The sequence below is a fragment of the Paucibacter sp. B2R-40 genome, assembly GCF_025717555.1.
Lineage (GTDB): Bacteria > Pseudomonadota > Gammaproteobacteria > Burkholderiales > Burkholderiaceae_C > Paucibacter_A.
Genome location: NZ_JAJIRP010000005.1, coordinates 172,810 through 191,641, shown reverse-complemented (window position 1 = coordinate 191,641; position 18,832 = coordinate 172,810). Strand labels below are relative to the sequence as shown.

General features: G+C 62.6%; 17 protein-coding genes and 1 other RNA gene. 11 read left to right on the top strand and 7 right to left on the bottom strand.

Translation table 11 applies throughout. The features are described 5' to 3' along the window. The 4 genes from LNV09_RS12115 to LNV09_RS12100 all read right to left on the bottom strand — a co-directional run bounded on the left by LNV09_RS12115 (window position 1) and on the right by LNV09_RS12100 (window position 3,064). Entirely contained in the window at window positions 1-978 is a 978-nt protein-coding gene (locus LNV09_RS12115; RefSeq protein ID WP_263557339.1) for a GlcNAc-transferase family protein, read from the bottom strand. After that, window positions 975-1,634: a class I SAM-dependent methyltransferase gene (locus LNV09_RS12110; protein WP_263557338.1), complete on the bottom strand. Its 660-nt coding sequence runs from the start codon at window positions 1,632-1,634 to the stop codon at window positions 975-977. Before LNV09_RS12110 ends, LNV09_RS12115 begins: the two co-directional genes overlap by 4 nt. Window positions 1,635-1,760: 126 nt before the next feature. Then, window positions 1,761-1,857: signal recognition particle sRNA small type (gene ffs, locus LNV09_RS12105), an RNA gene on the bottom strand. A gap of 79 nt (window positions 1,858-1,936) precedes the next feature. Further along, window positions 1,937-3,064: an AIR synthase-related protein gene (locus tag LNV09_RS12100; protein WP_263557337.1), complete on the bottom strand. Its 1,128-nt coding sequence runs from the start codon at window positions 3,062-3,064 to the stop codon at window positions 1,937-1,939. Between the two features lie 120 nt (window positions 3,065-3,184). Here LNV09_RS12100 and dnaX point away from each other — a divergent pair, with 120 nt between their 5' ends. Genes dnaX through LNV09_RS12080 form a run of 4 tightly spaced genes read left to right on the top strand, consistent with a single transcriptional unit; the run spans window position 3,185 to window position 6,661 of the window. Beyond that, entirely contained in the window at window positions 3,185-5,275 is a 2,091-nt protein-coding gene (gene dnaX, locus LNV09_RS12095) for a DNA polymerase III subunit gamma/tau (RefSeq protein ID WP_263557336.1), read from the top strand. Between the two features lie 30 nt (window positions 5,276-5,305). After that, window positions 5,306-5,632: a YbaB/EbfC family nucleoid-associated protein gene (locus LNV09_RS12090; RefSeq protein WP_263557335.1), complete on the top strand. Its 327-nt coding sequence runs from the start codon at window positions 5,306-5,308 to the stop codon at window positions 5,630-5,632. A gap of 14 nt (window positions 5,633-5,646) precedes the next feature. Then, window positions 5,647-6,228, top strand: a complete 582-nt coding sequence (gene recR, locus LNV09_RS12085) for a recombination mediator RecR (RefSeq protein ID WP_411969273.1) — start codon at window positions 5,647-5,649, stop codon at window positions 6,226-6,228. A 37-nt stretch (window positions 6,229-6,265) separates the two neighbouring features. Then, entirely contained in the window at window positions 6,266-6,661 is a 396-nt protein-coding gene (locus LNV09_RS12080) for an MAPEG family protein (protein WP_263557333.1), read from the top strand. 68 nt (window positions 6,662-6,729) lie between these two features. On the opposite strand, the gene LNV09_RS12075 is transcribed toward LNV09_RS12080, so the two are convergent. After that, window positions 6,730-8,388, bottom strand: coding sequence for a transglycosylase SLT domain-containing protein (locus LNV09_RS12075; protein ID WP_263557332.1), 1,659 nt, complete (start codon window positions 8,386-8,388; stop codon window positions 6,730-6,732). An 11-nt stretch (window positions 8,389-8,399) separates the two neighbouring features. Further along, window positions 8,400-9,182 (bottom strand): hydroxyacylglutathione hydrolase, encoded by a 783-nt coding sequence (gene gloB, locus LNV09_RS12070; protein ID WP_263557331.1) that lies wholly within the window; start codon window positions 9,180-9,182, stop codon window positions 8,400-8,402. A 38-nt stretch (window positions 9,183-9,220) separates the two neighbouring features. Between gloB and LNV09_RS12065 the strand changes: the two genes are divergently transcribed. The 6 genes from LNV09_RS12065 to LNV09_RS12040 all read left to right on the top strand — a co-directional run bounded on the left by LNV09_RS12065 (window position 9,221) and on the right by LNV09_RS12040 (window position 16,035). Beyond that, entirely contained in the window at window positions 9,221-10,006 is a 786-nt protein-coding gene (locus LNV09_RS12065) for a class I SAM-dependent methyltransferase (protein ID WP_263557330.1), read from the top strand. Between the two features lie 86 nt (window positions 10,007-10,092). After that, complete coding sequence (rnhA, locus tag LNV09_RS12060) at window positions 10,093-10,524, top strand: ribonuclease HI (RefSeq protein ID WP_263557544.1); 432 nt, start codon at window positions 10,093-10,095, stop codon at window positions 10,522-10,524. A gap of 142 nt (window positions 10,525-10,666) precedes the next feature. Next, complete coding sequence (locus tag LNV09_RS12055; protein ID WP_263557329.1) at window positions 10,667-11,872, top strand: efflux RND transporter periplasmic adaptor subunit; 1,206 nt, start codon at window positions 10,667-10,669, stop codon at window positions 11,870-11,872. Window positions 11,873-11,882: 10 nt separating this feature from the next. Next, a complete protein-coding gene (locus LNV09_RS12050) occupies window positions 11,883-14,942 on the top strand; it encodes an efflux RND transporter permease subunit (protein ID WP_263557328.1) in 3,060 nt (1,019 codons plus the stop codon). A 41-nt stretch (window positions 14,943-14,983) separates the two neighbouring features. Continuing rightward, window positions 14,984-15,553, top strand: coding sequence for a dCTP deaminase (gene dcd / locus LNV09_RS12045; protein ID WP_263557327.1), 570 nt, complete (start codon window positions 14,984-14,986; stop codon window positions 15,551-15,553). A gap of 110 nt (window positions 15,554-15,663) precedes the next feature. Then, the gene (locus LNV09_RS12040) at window positions 15,664-16,035 is read left to right on the top strand and encodes a hypothetical protein (protein WP_263557326.1); all 372 of its coding nucleotides are present in this window, start codon (window positions 15,664-15,666) and stop codon (window positions 16,033-16,035) included. Window positions 16,036-16,095: 60 nt separating this feature from the next. Here the strand turns inward: LNV09_RS12040 and LNV09_RS12035 are convergent, their stop codons facing one another. Continuing rightward, window positions 16,096-16,359 carry a hypothetical protein gene (locus LNV09_RS12035; RefSeq protein WP_263557325.1) on the bottom strand — a complete coding sequence of 88 codons (264 nt, stop codon included), beginning with the start codon at window positions 16,357-16,359 and terminating at the stop codon, window positions 16,096-16,098. A gap of 197 nt (window positions 16,360-16,556) precedes the next feature. Between LNV09_RS12035 and LNV09_RS12030 the strand changes: the two genes are divergently transcribed. Next, window positions 16,557-18,719, top strand: a complete 2,163-nt coding sequence (locus LNV09_RS12030) for a S46 family peptidase (RefSeq protein WP_263557324.1) — start codon at window positions 16,557-16,559, stop codon at window positions 18,717-18,719. The last annotated feature ends 113 nt before the right edge of the window (window positions 18,720-18,832 follow it).

Here is an 18,832-nt window from a genome sequence, read left to right as displayed (position 1 = left end):
TCAATAGCCGAAGCGCGCCTTGTAACTCAGTGGCGCGATGCTGCGAGCGCTGTAGTCGATGCCGCTGAAGGTGGCGTAGTCGGCCAGGCTGCGCGCTTGCCCCAAGCCATAGGCGCCCAAGTCTTTGCCATGCCATAACAAATTAGCCAGGCGGTGGTTGGCGGCCTCGCTGAGCACGCCGGAGCGCTGCTGGCGCTGCGCGTCCAACTCGGGCGACCAATGCATGGGCCGGCCCGACCCACCGGGGCCGACATAGTGGTGATAGAGCGGCACGGCGGGTACGTGGAAGATGTCCCAGCCATGTGTCCAGGCGCGCAACGCGAAGGCTTGCTCCTCGCCGTGGAAGTACAGAAATGGGTCATAGGGCAGGGCATTCACCAGCTCACCCGGCGCAAACAAGCAGCCGGCTGCGATGTGCAGGCCCAGCACCGGTTGATTGCTGGCCACTGGCACCGCTTCGAAATACAGCACCGGATGGTCCGCAGTGAACACGCAATCGGTCTTGACCACATGGGCCAGCACTTGCTTGGACACCAGCTGCGCCACTGGTTGGCCGTCCTGCATCTGAAAGGGGTTGGGATAGGCGGTGATCAGGCAGCGCGGATTGAGGGCTTGGCAGACATGGCCCCAGCGCACGAGGCGCTCGTCCCAGCCGGGCTCGAACCAGGTGTGTGAGTCGACCTGCAGGAACCAGCGCTCGCCTTGGTAGAGCGACATCGCGATCGCACGCGCCCAGCAAGGGCCGCGGGCTTCGAGCGGATGCAGGTGCACCATGCGTAGCTGCTGCGCGTAATGCTCAGGGATCTGCAAGCGCAGGGTGGGCATTTGTTGATCGACCACGCCGATGAAGACCCGCTCCGGTCGGCTGGCCTGGCTCAAGGCGCTGCGGATGGTGAACTCCAACAGCGGATCGCAAAAAGACGCGATGCTGATGAAGATGCTGTCCTGCCCCAAGGCGCCGGCGGATGTATTGCTCACGCCGGCCGGTAGACGGTTTCGCGCCAGTGGTTGACCAGGCGCAGACGTGCGGGCCGCACCAGGGTTTGCGGATCGTGGAACTCATGGATGGGCACGGCGTCCGCGTTGATTTGCTCCACCAATTGCTTCAGGCTCACAGGCGCGGGCAAATAGCCGCGCAAGAGAAAAATCGACACCGAGCGGCAGTTGTCCCAGGCCCACAGGTCATGCCAGCCCAGATCGCGCTCGCTCCAGACCGACACATGGGCCTCGGAGATCACGCCGTCGACAATGCCTTGCAGCACGAATTCAGGCGAAATGACGAGGGTGTAGGCGCTGCGATAGGCGAGGAAATTGAGCAAGTCGAGGCCCGCGCTCTTGGGCATGTGCTCGATGCAGTCACCCAGAATCGCCAAGTCGTATTGGCGGTCCAGCGCCTGGTGCTGCCAGTCGGCTGCGGTGCCGATGTGGAGCTCGTGATAAAGCTCGCGCAGGCCGAAGCGCTCGATATAGCTGCTTTCCGCCTCGATGGCGCTGCGTTTGCAGTCAGGTGCCAAGCGGCTCAGCAGTTGGCCATATTTGCCTGCGCCGCAGCCGATGTCGAGCGCAGTTTGCGGTGCAATCGACGCAATGAGTTTTTCCACCAAGGAATCGAAGACGACAAAGGATCCGGGCATCGGATCATTGTCGGCAATTCATGTGACGGCAGTTTGACGACGGCGCTTGCACACCGGCAAAGAGGCCGGCTAAAAGCAAAAAACCTGCTCGTTGGCAGGTTTCATGGCTTGGATCTTGATGAGAGGGTTGACGAGCCTTACCCCGGCACTGGTCACAACGGTTGGGGCTGCTTCGTTCCCGACCTGACCCGGTTGGCCGCGCTTCCATGCGAGGAGGCCCGTCAAAGCGGATTGTAAACGATGCCTTGCTTGGGCTTTGGCTCGCTGTTGGGAATCCGCTCCAAAAAGGCTTGAACAGCCTCTCAGCGCAGCTGTAAATCGTCGTCGCTAAAGCGTATGTTCAGCGGCTCGATCAGCAACTGCTTGGGGCCCTCTTCGAGTTGGCCGGCAATGATGGCATCAATGCCGCAGGCCTTGGCGACCTCGACCGTGCGAGCCGCATCTTCGGCCTTCACAAAGATCGCAAAGCCCGCACCCATATTGAGCGTGGAATAGGCCTCGCGGTCGTCTTGCTTGGCCTGCTCTTGCATGAAGCGCAGCACCGGCGTGACGGGCGGTACGCTGTGAATACGGTAAGTAAACTGAGCCTGATGGCGCAGCAGTTTGCGCCAGCCATGGCCGGTGATGTTGGCGCAGTAATGCGGCAGGATGCCGGCCTTGAACAGCGCCTCGGTGACCGGCGAATAAAGCGTGGTGGGCGCGAGCAGTGCGTCGCCATAAGTCAAGCCGGGCGCAATTTCGGTCAAATAGCCCTGCGGCAGGCGCTCAACCAGCTTGCGCGCCAAGCTTAGGCCATTGGCGTGGATGCCGCTGGAGGCGAGCAAGACGATGACGTCGCCGGCGCCGAGTTTGTCACCGACGGACAGCCGCTCTTTCGGGTTGATCAGGCCGGTGCAGGAGGCCGCGAGGTCGATGCGGCCGCCTTCGACGATGCCGGCCAAGGCCGGAGTCTCGCCGCCGCCCCAGGCGACTTGGCAGGTATCGCAGGCGCGCTTCCAGCCTTCGACCAGGCTTTGCGCGCGCTGCTTGTCGGCGAACCAGTCCGAGCCGCCGGCGGCCCAGTAGGCCTGCACGACCAAGGGGGTGGCGCCGACGGTAATCAGGTCATTGACCGCCATCGCGATGGTGTCCTGCGCGATGCTGTCGTAATAGCTTTTGCCGGTCAGCTCGCGCATTTCGTCTGCGACCAGGGTCTTGGTGCCCAGGCATTCAACGATGGAGGCAATGTAGAACGGGCCGACGTCGACCACATAGGCCGATTCGCCGCGCGAGGCCAGCACTTCGGTGAAGCCGTGGGCGCCGAGGTGAGCGCCGGTGGCGGCGGCGGCGCGCTGGGCGCTGATCTTCAAAGGATCGATCAAGTCGTAGTTGACACCGGCTTGGCTGTAGCTGAGGGTGTCGGCGGAGGAGGGGGCTTCATGCGTGCTCATGGGGCAGGATTATCGGTCAAGCTGAGAGTGTCGCCCCGCGCGTGTTGTCGATAGTTTCTGAGCAGCCGCTGAGCCTATCTCGCCAACGACTTTGTTGAGAGGACCGTAGAATCCTCGCCCATGAGCTACCAGGTCCTTGCCCGCAAATATCGCCCCCACAGTTTTGAAGAGCTGGTGGGTCAGGAGCATGTGGTGCAGGCCTTGGCCAATGCCTTGACGCAGCAGCGTCTGCATCATGCCTATCTGTTTACCGGCACGCGAGGTGTCGGCAAGACCACGGTCTCGCGCATCCTGGCCAAGAGCCTGAATTGCACCGGCGCCGACGGGCAGGGCGGCATCACGGCCACGCCATGCGGCGTTTGCGATGCTTGCCGCGACATTGATGCGGGCCGCTTCGTCGACTACATCGAGCTCGATGCGGCCTCGAACCGCGGCGTCGAGGAGATCTCCCAGTTGCTGGATCAGTCGGTCTACAAGCCGGTGATGGGCCGCTTCAAGGTCTATATGATCGACGAAGTCCACATGCTCTCGAACACCGCTTTCAATGCGATGTTGAAGACGCTGGAGGAGCCGCCTGACTACTTGAAGTTTGTCTTGGCCACGACCGATCCGCAAAAAGTGCCGGTCACCGTCTTGTCGCGCTGCCTGCAGTTCAATCTGCGCCCGATGGCACCGCAAACTGTGTTGAGCCATTTGCGCCAAGTGCTGCAGGCCGAAAACGTGCCGGCCGACGCAGGTGCTTTGCGGCTCTTGAGTCGCTCGGCGCGTGGCTCGATGCGAGATGCGCTGTCCTTGGCCGATCAGGCGATCGCGTTTGGCGCTGGCAGTCTGGTCGAAGAAGGTGTTCGGCAGATGCTGGGCAGCGTGGACCGCGGCCATGTGATCGCGATCCTGGATGCTTTGATCGCGTCCAATGGCGCCGAGGTGGTGGCACAGGCCGATGGTTTGCGCAGCCTGGGGCTTTCGGCCGCCGGCACGCTGGAGGATTTGGCCGGTCTGTTGCAGCAGATGGCGGTGGCACAAGCCGCACCGGGCGCCTTGGACGATCAAGACCCGGATACCGCTGAAGCCGAGCGTTTGGCCACGCTGTTGCCTGCCGATGAAATTCAGCTGATGTACAGCATGGCTTTGCATGGCCGCCAAGAGTTGGCCTTGGCGCCGGATGAATATGCGGGGCTTTTGATGGTCTTGCTGCGGATGTTGAGCTTCAGGCCGCTTGCGGCGGCTGGCGCGCAGCCGAGTAAGCCCAAAGCACAGGCGGCAGCGTCCAGCGCGCCCTTGCTGCGGCCGCAAGTTGCTCAAGCGACCATGCGTGCGCCGGTGCGGGCGGCTGAGCCAGCTCTCGCGGTGGAGCATGTCGCAGCCGAGCCTGCAGCGCCAAGCGTGCTCGCTGCGCCCGTGGATAAGCCCGTCATAGCGACCGTCAAGGTGCCCGTGATTGCGCCCGTGATTGCACCTGTGCTGGCGCCCGTGATGACGCCTGTGATGGCGCCAGTGGCCACCCCAGCGCCGCAGCCGCGCGAGCCCGCCGCCGGCGGCCATAGCGCCCGGCTGCGCCCCCGGGCGGTCGAGGCCAAGCCTGAACCCGCAGTGGCGCCAGCGCCGGCCAAGTCAAGCAAGTCCAGCGGCGATGAAATGCCGCCCTGGATGGATGCGCCGCCCGCAGACGATGAAGGCGGAGCAGGCCTTGAAAGCTTCGCCCAGGATGAGCCGTATTTCGACCAGACCGAAGCAGATTCGGATGACTCGCTTGCACAAGGCCAGTCCGCACAGGGTCAAGCCTATGCCTCGACCGCCGGTGCCGATGTGGCCTTGCAGCCGACCGCCCTGGGTGAGCGCTGGGCCGAGCAGATCCGGCCAATGGGTTTGCTGGCGCTGACGCGGGAACTGGCGGTCAGGTCGGAATGCGTGGCTGTGGAGGAGCAGGGCGACGTGCTGCTCTGGCGCTTGCGCGTCGAGCGTGAATCGTTGCGTCAGCCTGCGCTCAAGGACAAATTGCAGGCGGCGCTGGCGGCATTTTTGCAGCGTCCAGTGCTGATCGAATTGGAAGCGGGTGTAGCGAATGATTCGCCGGCCCTGCGCGACGCTGCCCAGGTGCAGGCGCGGCAGCGCGCGGTCGAGCAGATCGTGGTCCAAGACCCGCTGGCACAACAATTACTGGCCCAGTTCAGAACGGCACGCATCGTGCCGGGTTCGATCCGGTCTCACTGAATCTATTTTGGAAATTAAAGGAGTACGAAGATGATGAAGGGTCAACTCGCAGGTCTGATGAAACAAGCTCAGGCGATGCAAGACAATATGAAGAAGGCGCAGGATGAACTGGCGCTGGTCGAGGTCGAGGGGCAATCGGGTGCCGGCTTGGTCAAGGTCGTGATGACCTGTAAAAACGACGTCAAACGCGTCACCATCGACCCCAGCTTGCTGGCGGACGACAAAGACATGCTGGAAGATCTGGTCGCCGCGGCCTTCAATGACGCGGTGCGCCGCGCCGAAGAAGTCAGCTCGCAAAAGATGGGCAAGTTGACCGCCGGTATGCCGATGCCGCCCGGCATGAAGTTCCCGTTCTAAGTCTGACCTGATTGGTGACTGCACTCGAAACCCTGATCGAGGCGCTCAAGCGCCTGCCTGGCGTGGGCCAGAAGTCGGCCCAGCGCATGGCGTATCACCTCTTGCAGCATGACCGGGATGGCGCCGCGCGTTTGTCGCTGGCTCTGCGTGCGGCGGCCGAGCAGATCGGCCATTGCCGGCGCTGCCACACCTTCAGCGAGACGGAGATTTGCAATATTTGCGCCGATGTCAGTCGCGATCCGGCGCTGCTGTGCGTGGTCGAGTCGCCGGCCGATCAGGCGGCGCTTGAGCGCACCAACTCCTACCGGGGCTATTACTTTGTGCTACTCGGGCGGGTCAGCCCGCTGGACGGCGTCGGGGTAGCTCAGATTGGCGCGGCCGAATTGCTCTTGCGTGCGGCCGAAACCGGCGTGGCGGAAGTGATACTCGCTTGCAGCTTCACGGCCGAAGGTGAGGCGACGGCGCATGTCTTGGCCGAGGCTTTGCGCTCGCGCGGCATCCGCGCCACCCGCTTGGCGCGCGGCGTGCCGGTCGGCAGTGAGCTCGAATATGTTGATTTGGGCACGATTGCCCATGCTTTGGTTGACCGGCGCTGAGCTGCCGTTTGATTCGTTCTAACACCGAGGATTCGCGATGACGATTGCCAATTACTGCATTCTGGTGGCTTGCGCCTTGCCGATTGTTTGTGCCGGACTGGCCAAGTCGGGCAGCTTTGGCCGGCCGCGTCGCGAAGGGGGTTACGACAACCACGATCCGCGCGCCTGGCTCGCACATTTGACCGGCCGCAAGGCGCGCGCCAATGCTGCTCAAGCGAACAGTTTTGAGGCCTTGCCGCTGTTCATTGCGGGCGTCTTGGTGGCGCAGCAGATGCATGCGTCCCAAGGCTTGGTGGATGCCTTGGCGCTCAGCTTTATCGCGGCTCGCGTAGCCTATATTGCCGCCTATCTGGCCGATTTGGCCAATTTGCGCTCGGGCATCTGGACAATCGGTGTGATCTGCAGCGCGGCGCTGTTTTTCATTGCCCCTTAGGCATTCAAAGGTAAACGCCGGCCGCCCCAAGTTTGCTTGTTCTCCCTCGGGGGCGTGCTTAACAGCAATCAGCGTTTGCTCATCTGATGCACCGCTGTGCCGGATGTCAAGCCACCACCGCCTGACTTGGCCGCCACCGTGCGCGTGCCGTTGGGTTTGCTGTTGGCCTTGCCGTTGGGTGTTGCCTTGGCGGCGGTGGCCGGTTTGCCTGCAGCATTGCTTTGCTTGGCCATCGCCAGCCGCTTGGTCGCGAAGGCCTGGTACATCACCACGGTCTGGCCGGGCTTGAAGCTGGATTTGACGCTGACCTTGTTCCATTCGGCCACTTGCGCTGAGCTAACGCGGTAACGGCTCGCCATGCTCTCCACTGTATCGCCCTTGCCGGCCTTGTAACTGACGCGGCGCAGCGGCGGCGTGTCGGCGGCCAAGTTAATCGAAGCGTTTTCGGCCATATGCTCGGACACATCCTCGATGCGGTGAGCGGCACGCGGCACCAGCAGCGTCGAGCCTTGTTTGACCAACATGCGCGGCGGAATCATATTGATCTCGCGCAGCAGTGCCTCGTCCATGCCGACTTGCTTGGCCGCAGTGGCCGGGCTCATGGTCTGTGTGACGGTCCAGGCGGTCCAGCTCGCCAATGGGCCGCGGTGCGCGGCCAAACCGTCGGCAAAGGACTTGGCATTGTCATAGGGCAGCAGCATCTGGTTGCTACCCGCCGCCAGCATCACCGGCTTGTTCATCTGCGGATTGAATTGCTTGAACTCATCAACCTTCATGCCGGCCAGACGCGCCGCGAGATCGACGTCGATGTCGCGGTCCAGCGTCACGCTCAGGAAGTAGGGGTGGTTGGACATGGCCGGCAGGCTCAGGCCGAATTTCTGCGGCGCCAACACGATGTTCTTGACCGCCTGCAGCTTGGGCAGGTAGTAGCGCGTTTCGTCCGGTATTTTCAGGTTGTCATAGTCGGTCTGCAGGCCGGCTGACTTATTGCGGTTGATGGCTTTTTGCACATTGCCCTGGCCCCAGTTATAGGCCGCCAAAGCGAGTTGCCAGTCGCCGCCGAACATCTTGTTCAAGCGCTCCAAATAGTCGAGCGCGGCGCGGGTGGAGGCGAGCACATCGCGCCTGTCATCGCGGAAGATGTTTTGCTTCAAGGCGAAATCCCGGCCCGTGGCCGGCACGAACTGCCACATGCCCGAGGCCTTGGCGGTCGACATTGCCTGCGGGTTGAAAGCACTCTCGACAAAGGGCAGCAGCGCCAGTTCGGTCGGCATGCCGCGCTTCTCGACCTCTTCAATGACGTGATAGAGGTAGCGGCCGCCACGCTCGGTCATGCGCTGCACATAGTCGGGCCTGCTGCTGTACCAGACTTCGGCGCGGCGCACGCCGTCGTTGTCGAGTTCGGGCATGGCGAAGCCGCTGCGCAGGCGCACCCACAAGTCCGCCGAGGCGCGGGCCTCATTCAGATCGATGGCGACACCCGGTTGCAGACTGTCCTGCAGCAGCGGATGGGCTTTCTCAGCGGGATTGGCAGCGTCTGCGAACCCAGATGCAGGTGCAGTTGCAGCGGCATGGTTCGGACCCTGGGCCCAATTTCTCGGCAGGCTATTGCGATCAGTGCCGGGGCTCAGGTCCTGCTGCGGCGTGGTGCTGGCGCAGGCGCCCAGCAGGCTGGCGACGAGCAGCGCGACGGTTCTGGGCATCACCCGCTCGAGCAGCGAAGGCATTTGGATTTTTATCATCGGTAGTCGTTCTTCCATCGGCGCAATTGGGTGAACACTGCGACCGGGTCATTGATCTGGCTGTCGCCAGCGAAAGCACGCGCGGCCGCCGTCACGGCCGGCTCCCTGCAGCGCAAAAAGGGGTTGATCTGCAATTCCAGGCCCAAGTTGGAGGGCAGGGTGGGCAGGTCATCACGGCGGCGCTGTTCGCACCAATGCTGGTAGTTCGCCAGCTCTGGGTTGTCCGGCTCGACCGTGCGTGCGAAGCGCAGATTGGCCAGTGTGTACTCGTGCGTGCAACAGACGCGTGTCGCGCCGGGCAGGCCGGCGAGCGTTTGCAAAGAAGCAAACATCTGCGCCGGCGTGCCCTCGAACAAGCGCCCGCAGCCGCCTGAAAACAAGGTGTCGCCGCAAAACAGCAGCGGCGTCGCCGCGTCGCTGGCTTGTTCAAGATAGAAGGCAATATGGCCGGCGGTATGGCCGGGCACGTCGATGACGCGAAATTGCTGGCCCAAAAGACTGAAGCTGTCGCCATCCTGGCAGGGCGTTATGGCAACCGGCATTTGTTCATGCGCTGGGCCGAACACTGGTCCGTCCAGATGCGGCAGCAAAGCGGCCAGACCCCCGACATGGTCGCCGTGGTGATGCGTCACTAGAATGCCAGTCAGACGCAGCGAGCGCGCCGCCAAGGCGTCCAGTACCGGGAGGGCGTCACCCGGGTCGACCACGAGAGCTTCGGCTCCATCGTGAAGCATCCAGATGTAGTTGTCCGCAAAGGCAGCGATGGCCTCAAGTTTCATGCAGTCAAACCCAGATCTGTTTTCACTCATTCACGTCCATGGCCGGTGAAGCCGCGATTATAGAGTTGGCCGCATGGCTCCAGACCCCACCCGGGCGCTATTTGCTGGCCTGGGAGCAGGCCCAAATGGATGCGGCCGTGGTGGATCTGTTCGGCTTTCACGCGCTGCAACTCGGCCTGCCCGAATTGCCGGGGCTGCGCAGCAACCGCATGCCGCACCGCTGGCTGGCGCTGCAGCATCCCGAACAGATGCAGTCCACGGCTTTGAGCGCACCTGGCGTGGCGCTGCACTGCGAGTTTGACAGCCTGCCGTTTGAAAGCAATAGCCTGGACCTGGTGGTCCTGCCGCACGCGCTGGAGTTGGCGCCTGATCCGCACCAAACGCTGCGCGAGGTGGAGCGGGTCTTGCGGCCGGAAGGGCGCTTGGTAATTTTGGGGCTCAATCCGGCCAGTCTGTGGGGACTCAGGCAAAATCTCGGCCAAGTGCTGCCGGGCGGCCCCCGCCTGTATCTGCCACAAGACGGTGATTTCATCGGCTACTGGCGCTTGCGTGATTGGTTGCGATTACTCAGTTTCGAGGTCGAGGCCGCGCAATTCGGTTGTTACTGCCCGCCACTGCGCTCGGCCGCTTGGCTGCAGCGCTGGGACTGGGTCGAACCTATCGGCGCGCGCTGGTGGCCGGTGCTGGGGGCGGTGTATTTCATCAAAGCGGTCAAGCGCGTGCACGGCATGCGCTTGATCGGGCTTGAGCGCAAGCGCAGCGCTCGGCGTAGCGCTGCACCGGCGGTCGCGGTGCAGCAACAACATAAAGAACAAGGTCCATGAATCAAGCAGTGACTCCTTCCCCTAGCTCGGCCAGTCCGGCAGCACCGGCAGCACCGGCAGCACCGGCAGCAAAGATCGCCAGACCGGTGGTCGTCATCTATACCGACGGCGCCTGCAAGGGCAACCCGGGTCGCGGCGGCTGGGGCGCCTGGTTGAGTGCCGGTGGGCATGAGAAGGAAATGTTCGGCGGCGAGGCCAACACCACCAATAACCGCATGGAGCTGACGGCCGTGATCGAGGCCCTGGCCTCGCTGAAGCGGACCTGCGACATCACCGTCTTCACCGACAGCGAATATGTGCGCAAGGGCATGACCGAATGGATAGCCGGCTGGCAGCGACGTGGCTGGAAGACGGCCGACAACAAGCCGGTCAAGAACGCCGACCTCTGGCAGCGCCTGGACGCCTTGCGCAAGCTGCATCAAGTTGAATGGCGCTGGGTCAAGGGTCATGCGGGCGACCCCGGCAATGAGCGTGCCGACGCGCTGGCCAACCAAGGCGTCAACGCGGCTTCACGCTGAAGTCTGCGGGCGGGCTGGGTCCGGGCTGAATTTGTGCGTTCTGCGTACCGGCCTCGTCGCTCACAGCCCTTAAAGCGTATTTCGAGCCATTTGGCCCAGCGAGGTGCGCAAACTGCCGCTAGAGTGCGCGCCGGAGACTCGCATGACTGTTCATAAAAAATTTCACACCGTGGTGGCCCTCGTGGCCCTTGTTGGGCTGAGTGGCGCTGCTTATTGGTGGCAGCACCGGCCGACTCAGGCGTTGACCGTCGAGGCGAAGCCGACCGCAAAAGCGCCTGGAGTTGCGACTGGCAAGGAGCCCAGTGGCCCGATCCCGGTCGAGGTGGGCTCGGTCGAGTCCGTTTTGCTGCCCGACGATGCACAAACCGTCGGCACCTTGAAGGCGCGCCAGTCGGCCTTGCTCAAACCCGAGGTCAGCGGGCGCATCGTCAAGCTCGGCTTCACCGATGGTCAACGTGTGCGCCAGGGCCAGTTGCTGGTGCAACTCGACGACAGCTTGCAAGCGGCACAACTGCAGCAGTCACAAGCGCAGGCCAGCATCGCGCGCTCCAGCCTGAAGCGCAATAACGAGTTACTGGCGCAGGGCTTTGTCAGCGCCAGCGCGGTCGAACAGGCGCAGTCGGTTTTGCAAGTGGCCGAGGCGCAAGTGGCCTTGAGCCAGGCTCAACTGGTGCGCATGCAGGTGCGCGCGCCATTTGATGGCGAGATGGGTATCCGCAGCGTCAATGTGGGGGATTACGTCAAGGACGGCAGTGATCTGGTCAGCATTGAGGATACCTCGATGATGTGGGTGGACTTCCGCCTGCCCGAACGCTTTGTGCCGCGCCTGAAGATGGGTCAGCAGGTCGAAGTGATGCTGGACGCGCTGCCGGGCAAGGCCTTCACGGCGCAAATCGCTGCCTTGGACACCCAGCTCGATGCCAATGGCCGCTCACTGCTGGTGCGGGCCAAGTTGCCCGCCGGCACGCCCGAGCTGCGCTCCGGCCTGTTCGCCCGCGTGCGGGTGTTGCTGGCGGTCCATCAAAACGCCTTGCTGGTGCCCGAGGAGGCCTTGGTGCCGCAGGGCGGCAAACAATATGTGATCAAACTGCTGGAAAACGGCAGCGCGCCGCCGACTGCTCAGCGTATCGAGGCTAAATTGGGCCTGCGCTTGCCCGGCAAGGTGGAAATCTTGGAAGGTTTGAAGGCCGGTGAGCGCGTGGTGACGGCCGGCCAGGCCAAGCTGATGCGCGGCGAGGGTCAGGTCTTGAAAATCATCGACGTCGATAAGCAGGGCATTTCTCGCGAAGCAGTGAACGCGCTGAATGCGGCGAGTGCGGCCACTGCAGCCAGCGCGGCCAGCCGCTGAGAGGCCTTCGATGCGCATTTCTGAAATCTCAATCCGTCGCCCGGTCTTCGCGACGGTGATGTCGCTGCTCTTGATCCTGGTGGGCATCGTGGCCTTCGGGCGCCTTTCCTTGCGTGAATATCCGCGCATCGATGAGCCGGTCGTGACGGTCAGCACGCGTTTGGTGGGCGCCTCCAGCGAAGTGATCGAAAGCCAGATCACCAAGCCGCTGGAGGATTCGATCGCCGGCATCGACGGCATCGAGGTCTTGACCTCGAGTTCACGCACCGAATCGAGCCAGATCACCGCCCGCTTCAAACTGGAAAAGAACCCCGATGACGCCGCCGCCGATGTGCGCGACCGCGTCGCCCGGGTGCGTGGGCGCCTGCCCGATGCGGCCGATGAGCCGGTCGTGGCCAAGGTCGAGGCGGATGCGCAGCCGACCATCTGGATCGCCTTTTCCAGCGAGACCTTGAGCCCGCTGGAGATCACCGATCTGGTCAACCGCGTGGTCAAGCCGCGCTTGCAGACCATCCCCGGCGTCGCCGATGTGCAGACCGGCGGGGACCGTAAATACGGCATGCGGATCTGGCTCGATGCGGACCGGCTCGCTGCTTACAAGCTGACCGTGCAGGATGTTGAAGATGCGTTGCGCCGGCAAAACTTGGAAGTGCCGGCCGGTCGGATCGAAAGCGAGCAGCGCGAATTCAGCGTGACGGCCCGCACCGATCTGAACACGGTGGCCGAGTTTGCCGAAGTTATTCTGAAGCAGACCGGTGGCTTCGCTGTGCGCCTGAAGGACGTGGCGCGGATCGAGGAAGCGGCGTCCAGCGAGCGCTCGCGCGTGCGCTTGAACGGCGTGTTGTCGGTGTCATTGGGCGTGATTCGCCAGGCCACGGCCAACCCTTTGGAAGTATCTGCTGCGGTGCGCGAGATGATGCCCAAGCTGCAGGCCGATTTGCCGGTCAGCATCAAGGTGCTGCCGGCGAATGACAACTCGGTCTTCATTGACCGCTCGATCAAGTCGGTCTACTCCACCATTGTCGAATCGGTGGTCTTGGTGGCGCTGGTGGTGTTTGTGTTCTTGCGCACGCTGCGCGCCTCCATCATTCCTTTGGTGACGATCCCGATCAGCTTGATCGGCTCCTTCGCGTTGATGGCCGCCGCCGGCTTCACCGTCAACACCTTGACCTTGCTGGCGCTGGTGCTGGCGATCGGCCTGGTGGTGGACGATGCGATCGTGGTGCTGGAGAACATTTTTCGCCATATCGAAGAGGGCTTGGAGCCGTTCCAGGCGGCGCTGAAGGGCGCCAAGGAAATCGGCTTTGCGGTCTTGGCGATGACGCTGACGCTGGCCGCGGTGTTCGCGCCGCTGGCCTTCACGCCGGGGCGTACCGGCCGCTTGTTTGTGGAGTTTGCACTGACCTTAGCGGGGGCGGTGATCGTGTCCGGCTTTGTGGCGCTGACCTTGACGCCCATGATGTGCAGCAAATTGCTGCGCCATAACGCCAATCCAAGCCGGTTTGACCGCGGCATGGAGCGGGTCTTGGTCTGGGTGTCCGACAGCTATGCGCGTGTCTTGCGTTATGTGCTGAGAGCGCGCTGGTTGGTGGTGCTGGTGATGCTGGCATCGGGCGCGGGCAGCTGGTATTTGTTCAACACCATGAAGTCCGAATTGGCGCCGATGGAGGACAGAGGCGTGATCGTGATGCCGATCAGCGCGCCGGACGGCTCCACGCTGGCCTTTACCGCGCGTTACCTGGATGCGGTCGATCGCATCGCGGCGCAGTACCCTGAGTTCGACCGGGCATTTCTGTTCTCCGGCGGCGGCGGTGTGTCTTCGGGGCTGGCGATTTTGCGTACCGTCGATTGGTCCGAGCGCAAGCGCAGCACGCAGGAAATCGCCCGTTTGATGCTGCCACAGGTCAGCAATTTGCCCGGTGTGCAGGCCTTCCCGACCACGCCGGCCAGCCTGGGCCAGGGCTTTACCGCCAGGCCGGTGAACTTCGTCGTGGTCACCAGCGACAGCTATGCCAACCTGGCCAAGGTCACGCAGGCCATGATGGCCGAGATGGGCAAGAACCCGGGTCTGAGTCAGCCGGACAATGATTTGCGCTTGAACAAGCCCGAGCTGTTCATGGAGATCGACCGCGAGCGCGCGGCCGATCTGGGTGTGTCAGTGGAAGCTGTGGCGCGCACGGTCGAGACGATGTTGGGCAGCCGGGCCGTAACCCGTTACAAGCGCGGCGCCGATCAATACGATGTGCTGGTGCAGACCGAGGCTGCGGGGCGTGCCACGCCCGAGCAGATCGAGCGCTTGTTCGTGCGCGGCCGGGGTGACACCATGGTGCCCTTGTCCAGCCTGATCAAGGTCAACGAGGCGGTCAGCCCGCGCGAGTTGAATCACTTCAACCAGCGCCGCTCGGTTGCTTTTACCGCCAATCTGGCGCCCGGCTATGCCTTGGGTGAAGCGCTGGCCTTTATGGATCAGGCGGCGACCAAGGTCTTGCCGGTCGGTTATGCGACCGAATTGAACGGCGTTTCGCGCGAATTCAAATCCAGCAGCGGCGCGCTCGGTCTGGTGTTTGTGTTGGCTCTGCTGTTCATCTTCCTGGTCTTGGCGGCGCAGTTCGAGAGCTTTGTCGACCCGCTGGTCATCATGTTGTCTGTGCCCTTGTCCATGGTGGGCGCCTTGGCTGCGCTGCAATGGTCAGGTGGCACTTTGAACGTCTATTCGCAGATCGGTTTGATCACGCTGGTCGGCCTGATCACCAAACACGGCATTTTGATCGTCGAGTTCAGTAATCAGTTACGTCAGCAGGGGCGCGGCGTGCACGATGCGGTGATCGAGGCGGCCGCCTTGCGATTGCGACCCATTTTGATGACCACTGGTGCGATGGTGCTGGGTGCCTTGCCCTTGGCGCTGGCCAGTGGTGCCGGCGCCGAGAGCCGCCAGCAAATTGGCTGGGTCATCGTCGGCGGCATGAGCTTGGGCACCTTGCTGACCATCTTTGTCGTGCCAACGATGTACACGCTGTTTGCGCGCAAGAGCACGCCGGGCGAGATCACGACGCCGGCCTTGGCGCCTTGAGCTGCCCCTAAAATGTGGCGTCAAATCCCGGGGGAATTCAGATGACTATCAAGAGCGACAAGTGGATACGCCGTATGGCCGAGCAGCACGGCATGATCGAGCCGTTTGAGCCGGGCCAGGTGCGCGCCAACGCGGCCGGCGAGAAAATCGTCAGCTACGGCACTTCCAGCTATGGCTATGACATCCGCTGCGCGCCCGAGTTCAAGGTCTTCACCAACGTTTACAGCTCCATCGTCGACCCGAAGAACTTCGATGAGAAGAGCTTTGTCGACATGGAGGGGGACTTCTGCATCATCCCGCCGAACAGTTTTTGCCTGGCGCGCACGGTCGAGTATTTCCGCATTCCGCGCAATGTGCTGACGGTGTGCCTGGGCAAAAGCACCTATGCGCGCTGCGGCATCATCGTCAACGTGACGCCGTTTGAGCCCGAGTGGGAAGGCTATGTGACGCTGGAGTTCAGCAACACCACGCCGCTGCCGGCCAAGATCTACGCCGGCGAGGGCTGTGCGCAAGTGCTGTTCTTCGAGAGCGACGAAGTCTGCGAGACCAGCTACAAGGACCGCGGCGGCAAGTACCAGGGCCAGCGCGGCGTGACGCTGCCCAAGACCTGAGTGCCGGGAAACTTGAATCGAATCAGCGGGTGAAAGGCCGGCTTTTTCGAATTTAAGTTTTTGCTTAGGCCGGCATCATGGAGCCATCCAAGCCCCAAGCCGAGGAAGCCATGAGCAACGTCTACCGCCTGAATCCAGATCTGCCGATCAGCGCACCGATCTATTTCGATCTGCGCGAAGCCTCGCCCGACTACCTGCTGGATGGGCACTCTTTCGACCCGGCGCTGCGCCCGCAGTCCTCGCTCGAATTCGGCTCGCCAATTGTCGGACCGGTGGACGGCGGTGATCTGCAACGCTTTCACGCGCTGATGGCGCAAGAAGGCTTGGCCTTGCAGCCGACCCGCATGCTCTATGACCGCCTCTATGCCTGCGAGCGCTTGGCCCAGGGCCACGCCAGCGCCAATGTGGCTTTGCGTGAGTTGGCGATGCACATGTTCAACAGCTATCAGCAAGCCGGGGAATGGATCGGCTTGATCCACTGATTCAGCGTCCGACTTCTTTGTAAAAAAAGCCCTCGCCAGAGGGCTTTTTGCTTTCCGGCGTCAAAGTGCCGTCAGCCAGTCGCAGCGCAGGCGCCCGCTGCGGTGCAGCCGGACTCGCCACGAGGCATAAAGGCCAGGCAGTAAAAAGCCCGCCGGGCACAAGGGCAGCAGCGGCCAAGCATGCAGTAATAGCAGTGCGGGCAGCGCCACCCAGCCGAGTACCCAAGCCGTCAGCACCATGTCCCAGGCACACAACTCCAGCGGGTGCCGGCGCCCGTGCAGAAATAGCCAGCGCTTGATCTGAGTCAGTTGGATCAGGGTCATGGCAAACCTCCGTGCATGCGGGTGAGTGGCTGTCAGTTTCATGTCAGCTTGGCAATCGGTCAAGGCTGGGGGTTTATCCAGTCGAAGCGCGCTACCGGCTGTGAAAACCCCTAGAGCCTTACTTTTGGCAGGGGGCTGCCCACGGTGTAGGCTGCGGGCCTCTTTGAAAAGGCTGGGTTCTCGTGCGCATCAGAAAAATGAAGTTAATCTCTCTTTCAGCGGTTCTTGTCTGCATAGCGCAGCTGCCCGCTCAGGCTGTCGAAGGCATGTGGATGCCGCAGCAATTGCCGCAAATTTCCAAGGCGCTGAGCGCCGCCGGCCTGCAGATCGAGCCCAGCCGGTTGTCGCAGCTGACCGAGTTCCCGATGGGGGCGGTGGTCAGCCTGGGCGGCTGCACCGCTTCATTCGTGTCGCCGCTGGGTTTGATCGTGACCAATCATCACTGCGCTTACGGCAGCATCCAGTACAACTCCAGCGCGCAGCGTGATTTGCTTAAAGACGGTTTTTTGGCTGCCGGCTTGAGCGAAGAGTTGCCCGCAGCACCGGGCAGCCGCGTCTATGTGACGGTCGCGGTGACGGATGTCAGCGAGCAAGTGCTGGATGCCAAGACGCTGGCACTCAGTGGCAAGGCCCGCTTTGATGCGATCGAGGCGAGCCAAAAGCGCTTGACGGCGGCCTGCGAGGCCGACGCCGGACATCGCTGCCAGGTGGCCAGCTTTTATGGCGGCTTGCAGTACCAGCTGATCAAGCAGATGGAGTTGCGCGATGTCCGCTTGGTGCATGCGCCGGCGCTGGGGGTGGGCCTGTTCGGCGGCGACGCCGACAACTGGATGTGGCCGCGCCACACCGGCGACTACAGTTTTTACCGCGCCTATGTGGGCCCGGACGGACGACCGGCCGATTTCAGCCCGAGCAACAAACCGTTTGAGCCCAAGCATCACCTCAAGCTGGCGACCCAGCCGCTCAAAGAGGGCGATTTTTTGATGGTCACCGGCTACCCCGGCCGCACCAATCGGCACCGCCTGCCGGCCGAGGTGGACTTCACCTTCTCGTGGGAGCAACCCAGTCGCATCAAACTGATGGGCGAACAACTGGCGCTGATCAAGACCGCGACCGCCGGCCGCCGCGACGCTGAAATTGCGCTGGCCGACCGGGTCGCCGGCATCGGCAATTACTACAAGAATATGCAGGGTCAACAGACGAGCTTCGAAGGCAGCGACATCTTGGCGCGCAAGTCGCAGACCTTTGCCGAGCTGAAGCAATGGGTCAGCGCCGACGCCGGCCGGCAAGCGCTTTACGGCGCGGACATGGCGCGGGTTGAAAGCTTGTTGGCGCAGCGTCAGGAGATTGCCCGCGCCGAGCAATTGCTGGCCTACACCTCGCCGCGCCTGCTCGATGCTGCTCGCACGCTCTATGAGCATGCGCAGCAGCAAGCCTTGCCCGATGCACAGCGCAAGCCCGGCTACCAAAGCCGTGATGTTTTGCGCCTGAGTCAGAGCATGGAAACCCTGCAGCGCCGCTATGACGAGCAGGTGGATAAAAGCCTGAGCGCTCATTTCTTGGCCCAGTACCTGACCAAACCAGCGGCGCAATTGAACCAGCCTTTGCTGGCCGCCTTGGGCCTGCAAGCCGGCATGGACGAGGTGGCCATCAAGGCCCGCCTGGCCAAGCTCTATGGCGCCAGCCAGCTGAACCAGCAAGCCCAGCGCATGGCCTGGTTGCAGCGCGATGTGGCGGCCTTCAAGGCCAGTGATGACAGCTTTATCAAAGCCGCGGTGGCGCTGTACGCCGATGACGAAGCGCGCGAGGCGCGCGACAAGGAAATCAGCGGCCAACTCGGTCAAGCCTATACCAGCACGATGAAGGCCATGATTGCCTTCAAGGCCAGCAAGGGCGAGGCGGTCTACCCGGATGCCAACGGCACCTTGCGGGTCGCTTTCGGGCATGTTCAGGGCCGCAAGGGCGCGGTCGACGGTTCGGATTGGCAGGCCTTCACGACGCTGCGCGGTATCCCGGTCAAGCACACCGGCGAGGGCGAATTCAATGCACCGGCGCAGCAGTTGGCTGCCATCAAGGCGCGTCAATTCGATAAATATGCGGTTGCCAGCCTGGACTCGGTGCCGGTGAACTTCCTGGCCACGCTGGACACCACCGGCGGCAACTCCGGCTCGCCGGTCTTGAACGATCGAGCCGAACTGGTGGGCTTGCTGTTTGACGGCACGCTGGACAGCGTCATCGACAGCTGGGATTTCGATCTGAAGAAATCACGCAGCATCTGTCTGGATGCGCGCTATATGCTTTGGCAAATGAAGGTGGTGGACAAGGCCGAGCACTTGCTGCGGGAGATGAATGCGCTGTAAGGCGCCGCGTGCTGGCCCGGCAGATTGCTAGCGTAACTCCCTAGGCCGGCGGGCTTTGGGCAGGGCTCCAATTGCAGCCATGGCAGCGACACTGCAGCCAGCAGCCAGCCGGA

Bases quoted from the DNA above. Each gene is read 5' to 3' on its own strand.
- LNV09_RS12100 (WP_263557337.1), bottom strand. From the start codon at position 3,064: ATGAGCACGCATGAAGCCCCCTCCTCCGCCGACACCCTCAGCTACAGC.
- LNV09_RS12110 (WP_263557338.1), bottom strand. From the start codon at position 1,634: ATGCCCGGATCCTTTGTCGTCTTCGATTCCTTGGTGGAAAAACTCATT.
- LNV09_RS12040 (WP_263557326.1), top strand. From the start codon at position 15,664: ATGAGCAACGTCTACCGCCTGAATCCAGATCTGCCGATCAGCGCACCG.
- LNV09_RS12035 (WP_263557325.1), bottom strand. From the start codon at position 16,359: ATGACCCTGATCCAACTGACTCAGATCAAGCGCTGGCTATTTCTGCAC.
- LNV09_RS12055 (WP_263557329.1), top strand. From the start codon at position 10,667: ATGACTGTTCATAAAAAATTTCACACCGTGGTGGCCCTCGTGGCCCTT.
- LNV09_RS12065 (WP_263557330.1), top strand. From the start codon at position 9,221: ATGGCCGGTGAAGCCGCGATTATAGAGTTGGCCGCATGGCTCCAGACC.
- LNV09_RS12030 (WP_263557324.1), top strand. From the start codon at position 16,557: ATGAAGTTAATCTCTCTTTCAGCGGTTCTTGTCTGCATAGCGCAGCTG.
- LNV09_RS12050 (WP_263557328.1), top strand. From the start codon at position 11,883: ATGCGCATTTCTGAAATCTCAATCCGTCGCCCGGTCTTCGCGACGGTG.
- dcd (WP_263557327.1), top strand. From the start codon at position 14,984: ATGACTATCAAGAGCGACAAGTGGATACGCCGTATGGCCGAGCAGCAC.
- LNV09_RS12090 (WP_263557335.1), top strand. From the start codon at position 5,306: ATGATGAAGGGTCAACTCGCAGGTCTGATGAAACAAGCTCAGGCGATG.
- LNV09_RS12080 (WP_263557333.1), top strand. From the start codon at position 6,266: ATGACGATTGCCAATTACTGCATTCTGGTGGCTTGCGCCTTGCCGATT.
- LNV09_RS12075 (WP_263557332.1), bottom strand. From the start codon at position 8,388: ATGCCTTCGCTGCTCGAGCGGGTGATGCCCAGAACCGTCGCGCTGCTC.
- dnaX (WP_263557336.1), top strand. From the start codon at position 3,185: ATGAGCTACCAGGTCCTTGCCCGCAAATATCGCCCCCACAGTTTTGAA.
- gloB (WP_263557331.1), bottom strand. From the start codon at position 9,182: ATGAAACTTGAGGCCATCGCTGCCTTTGCGGACAACTACATCTGGATG.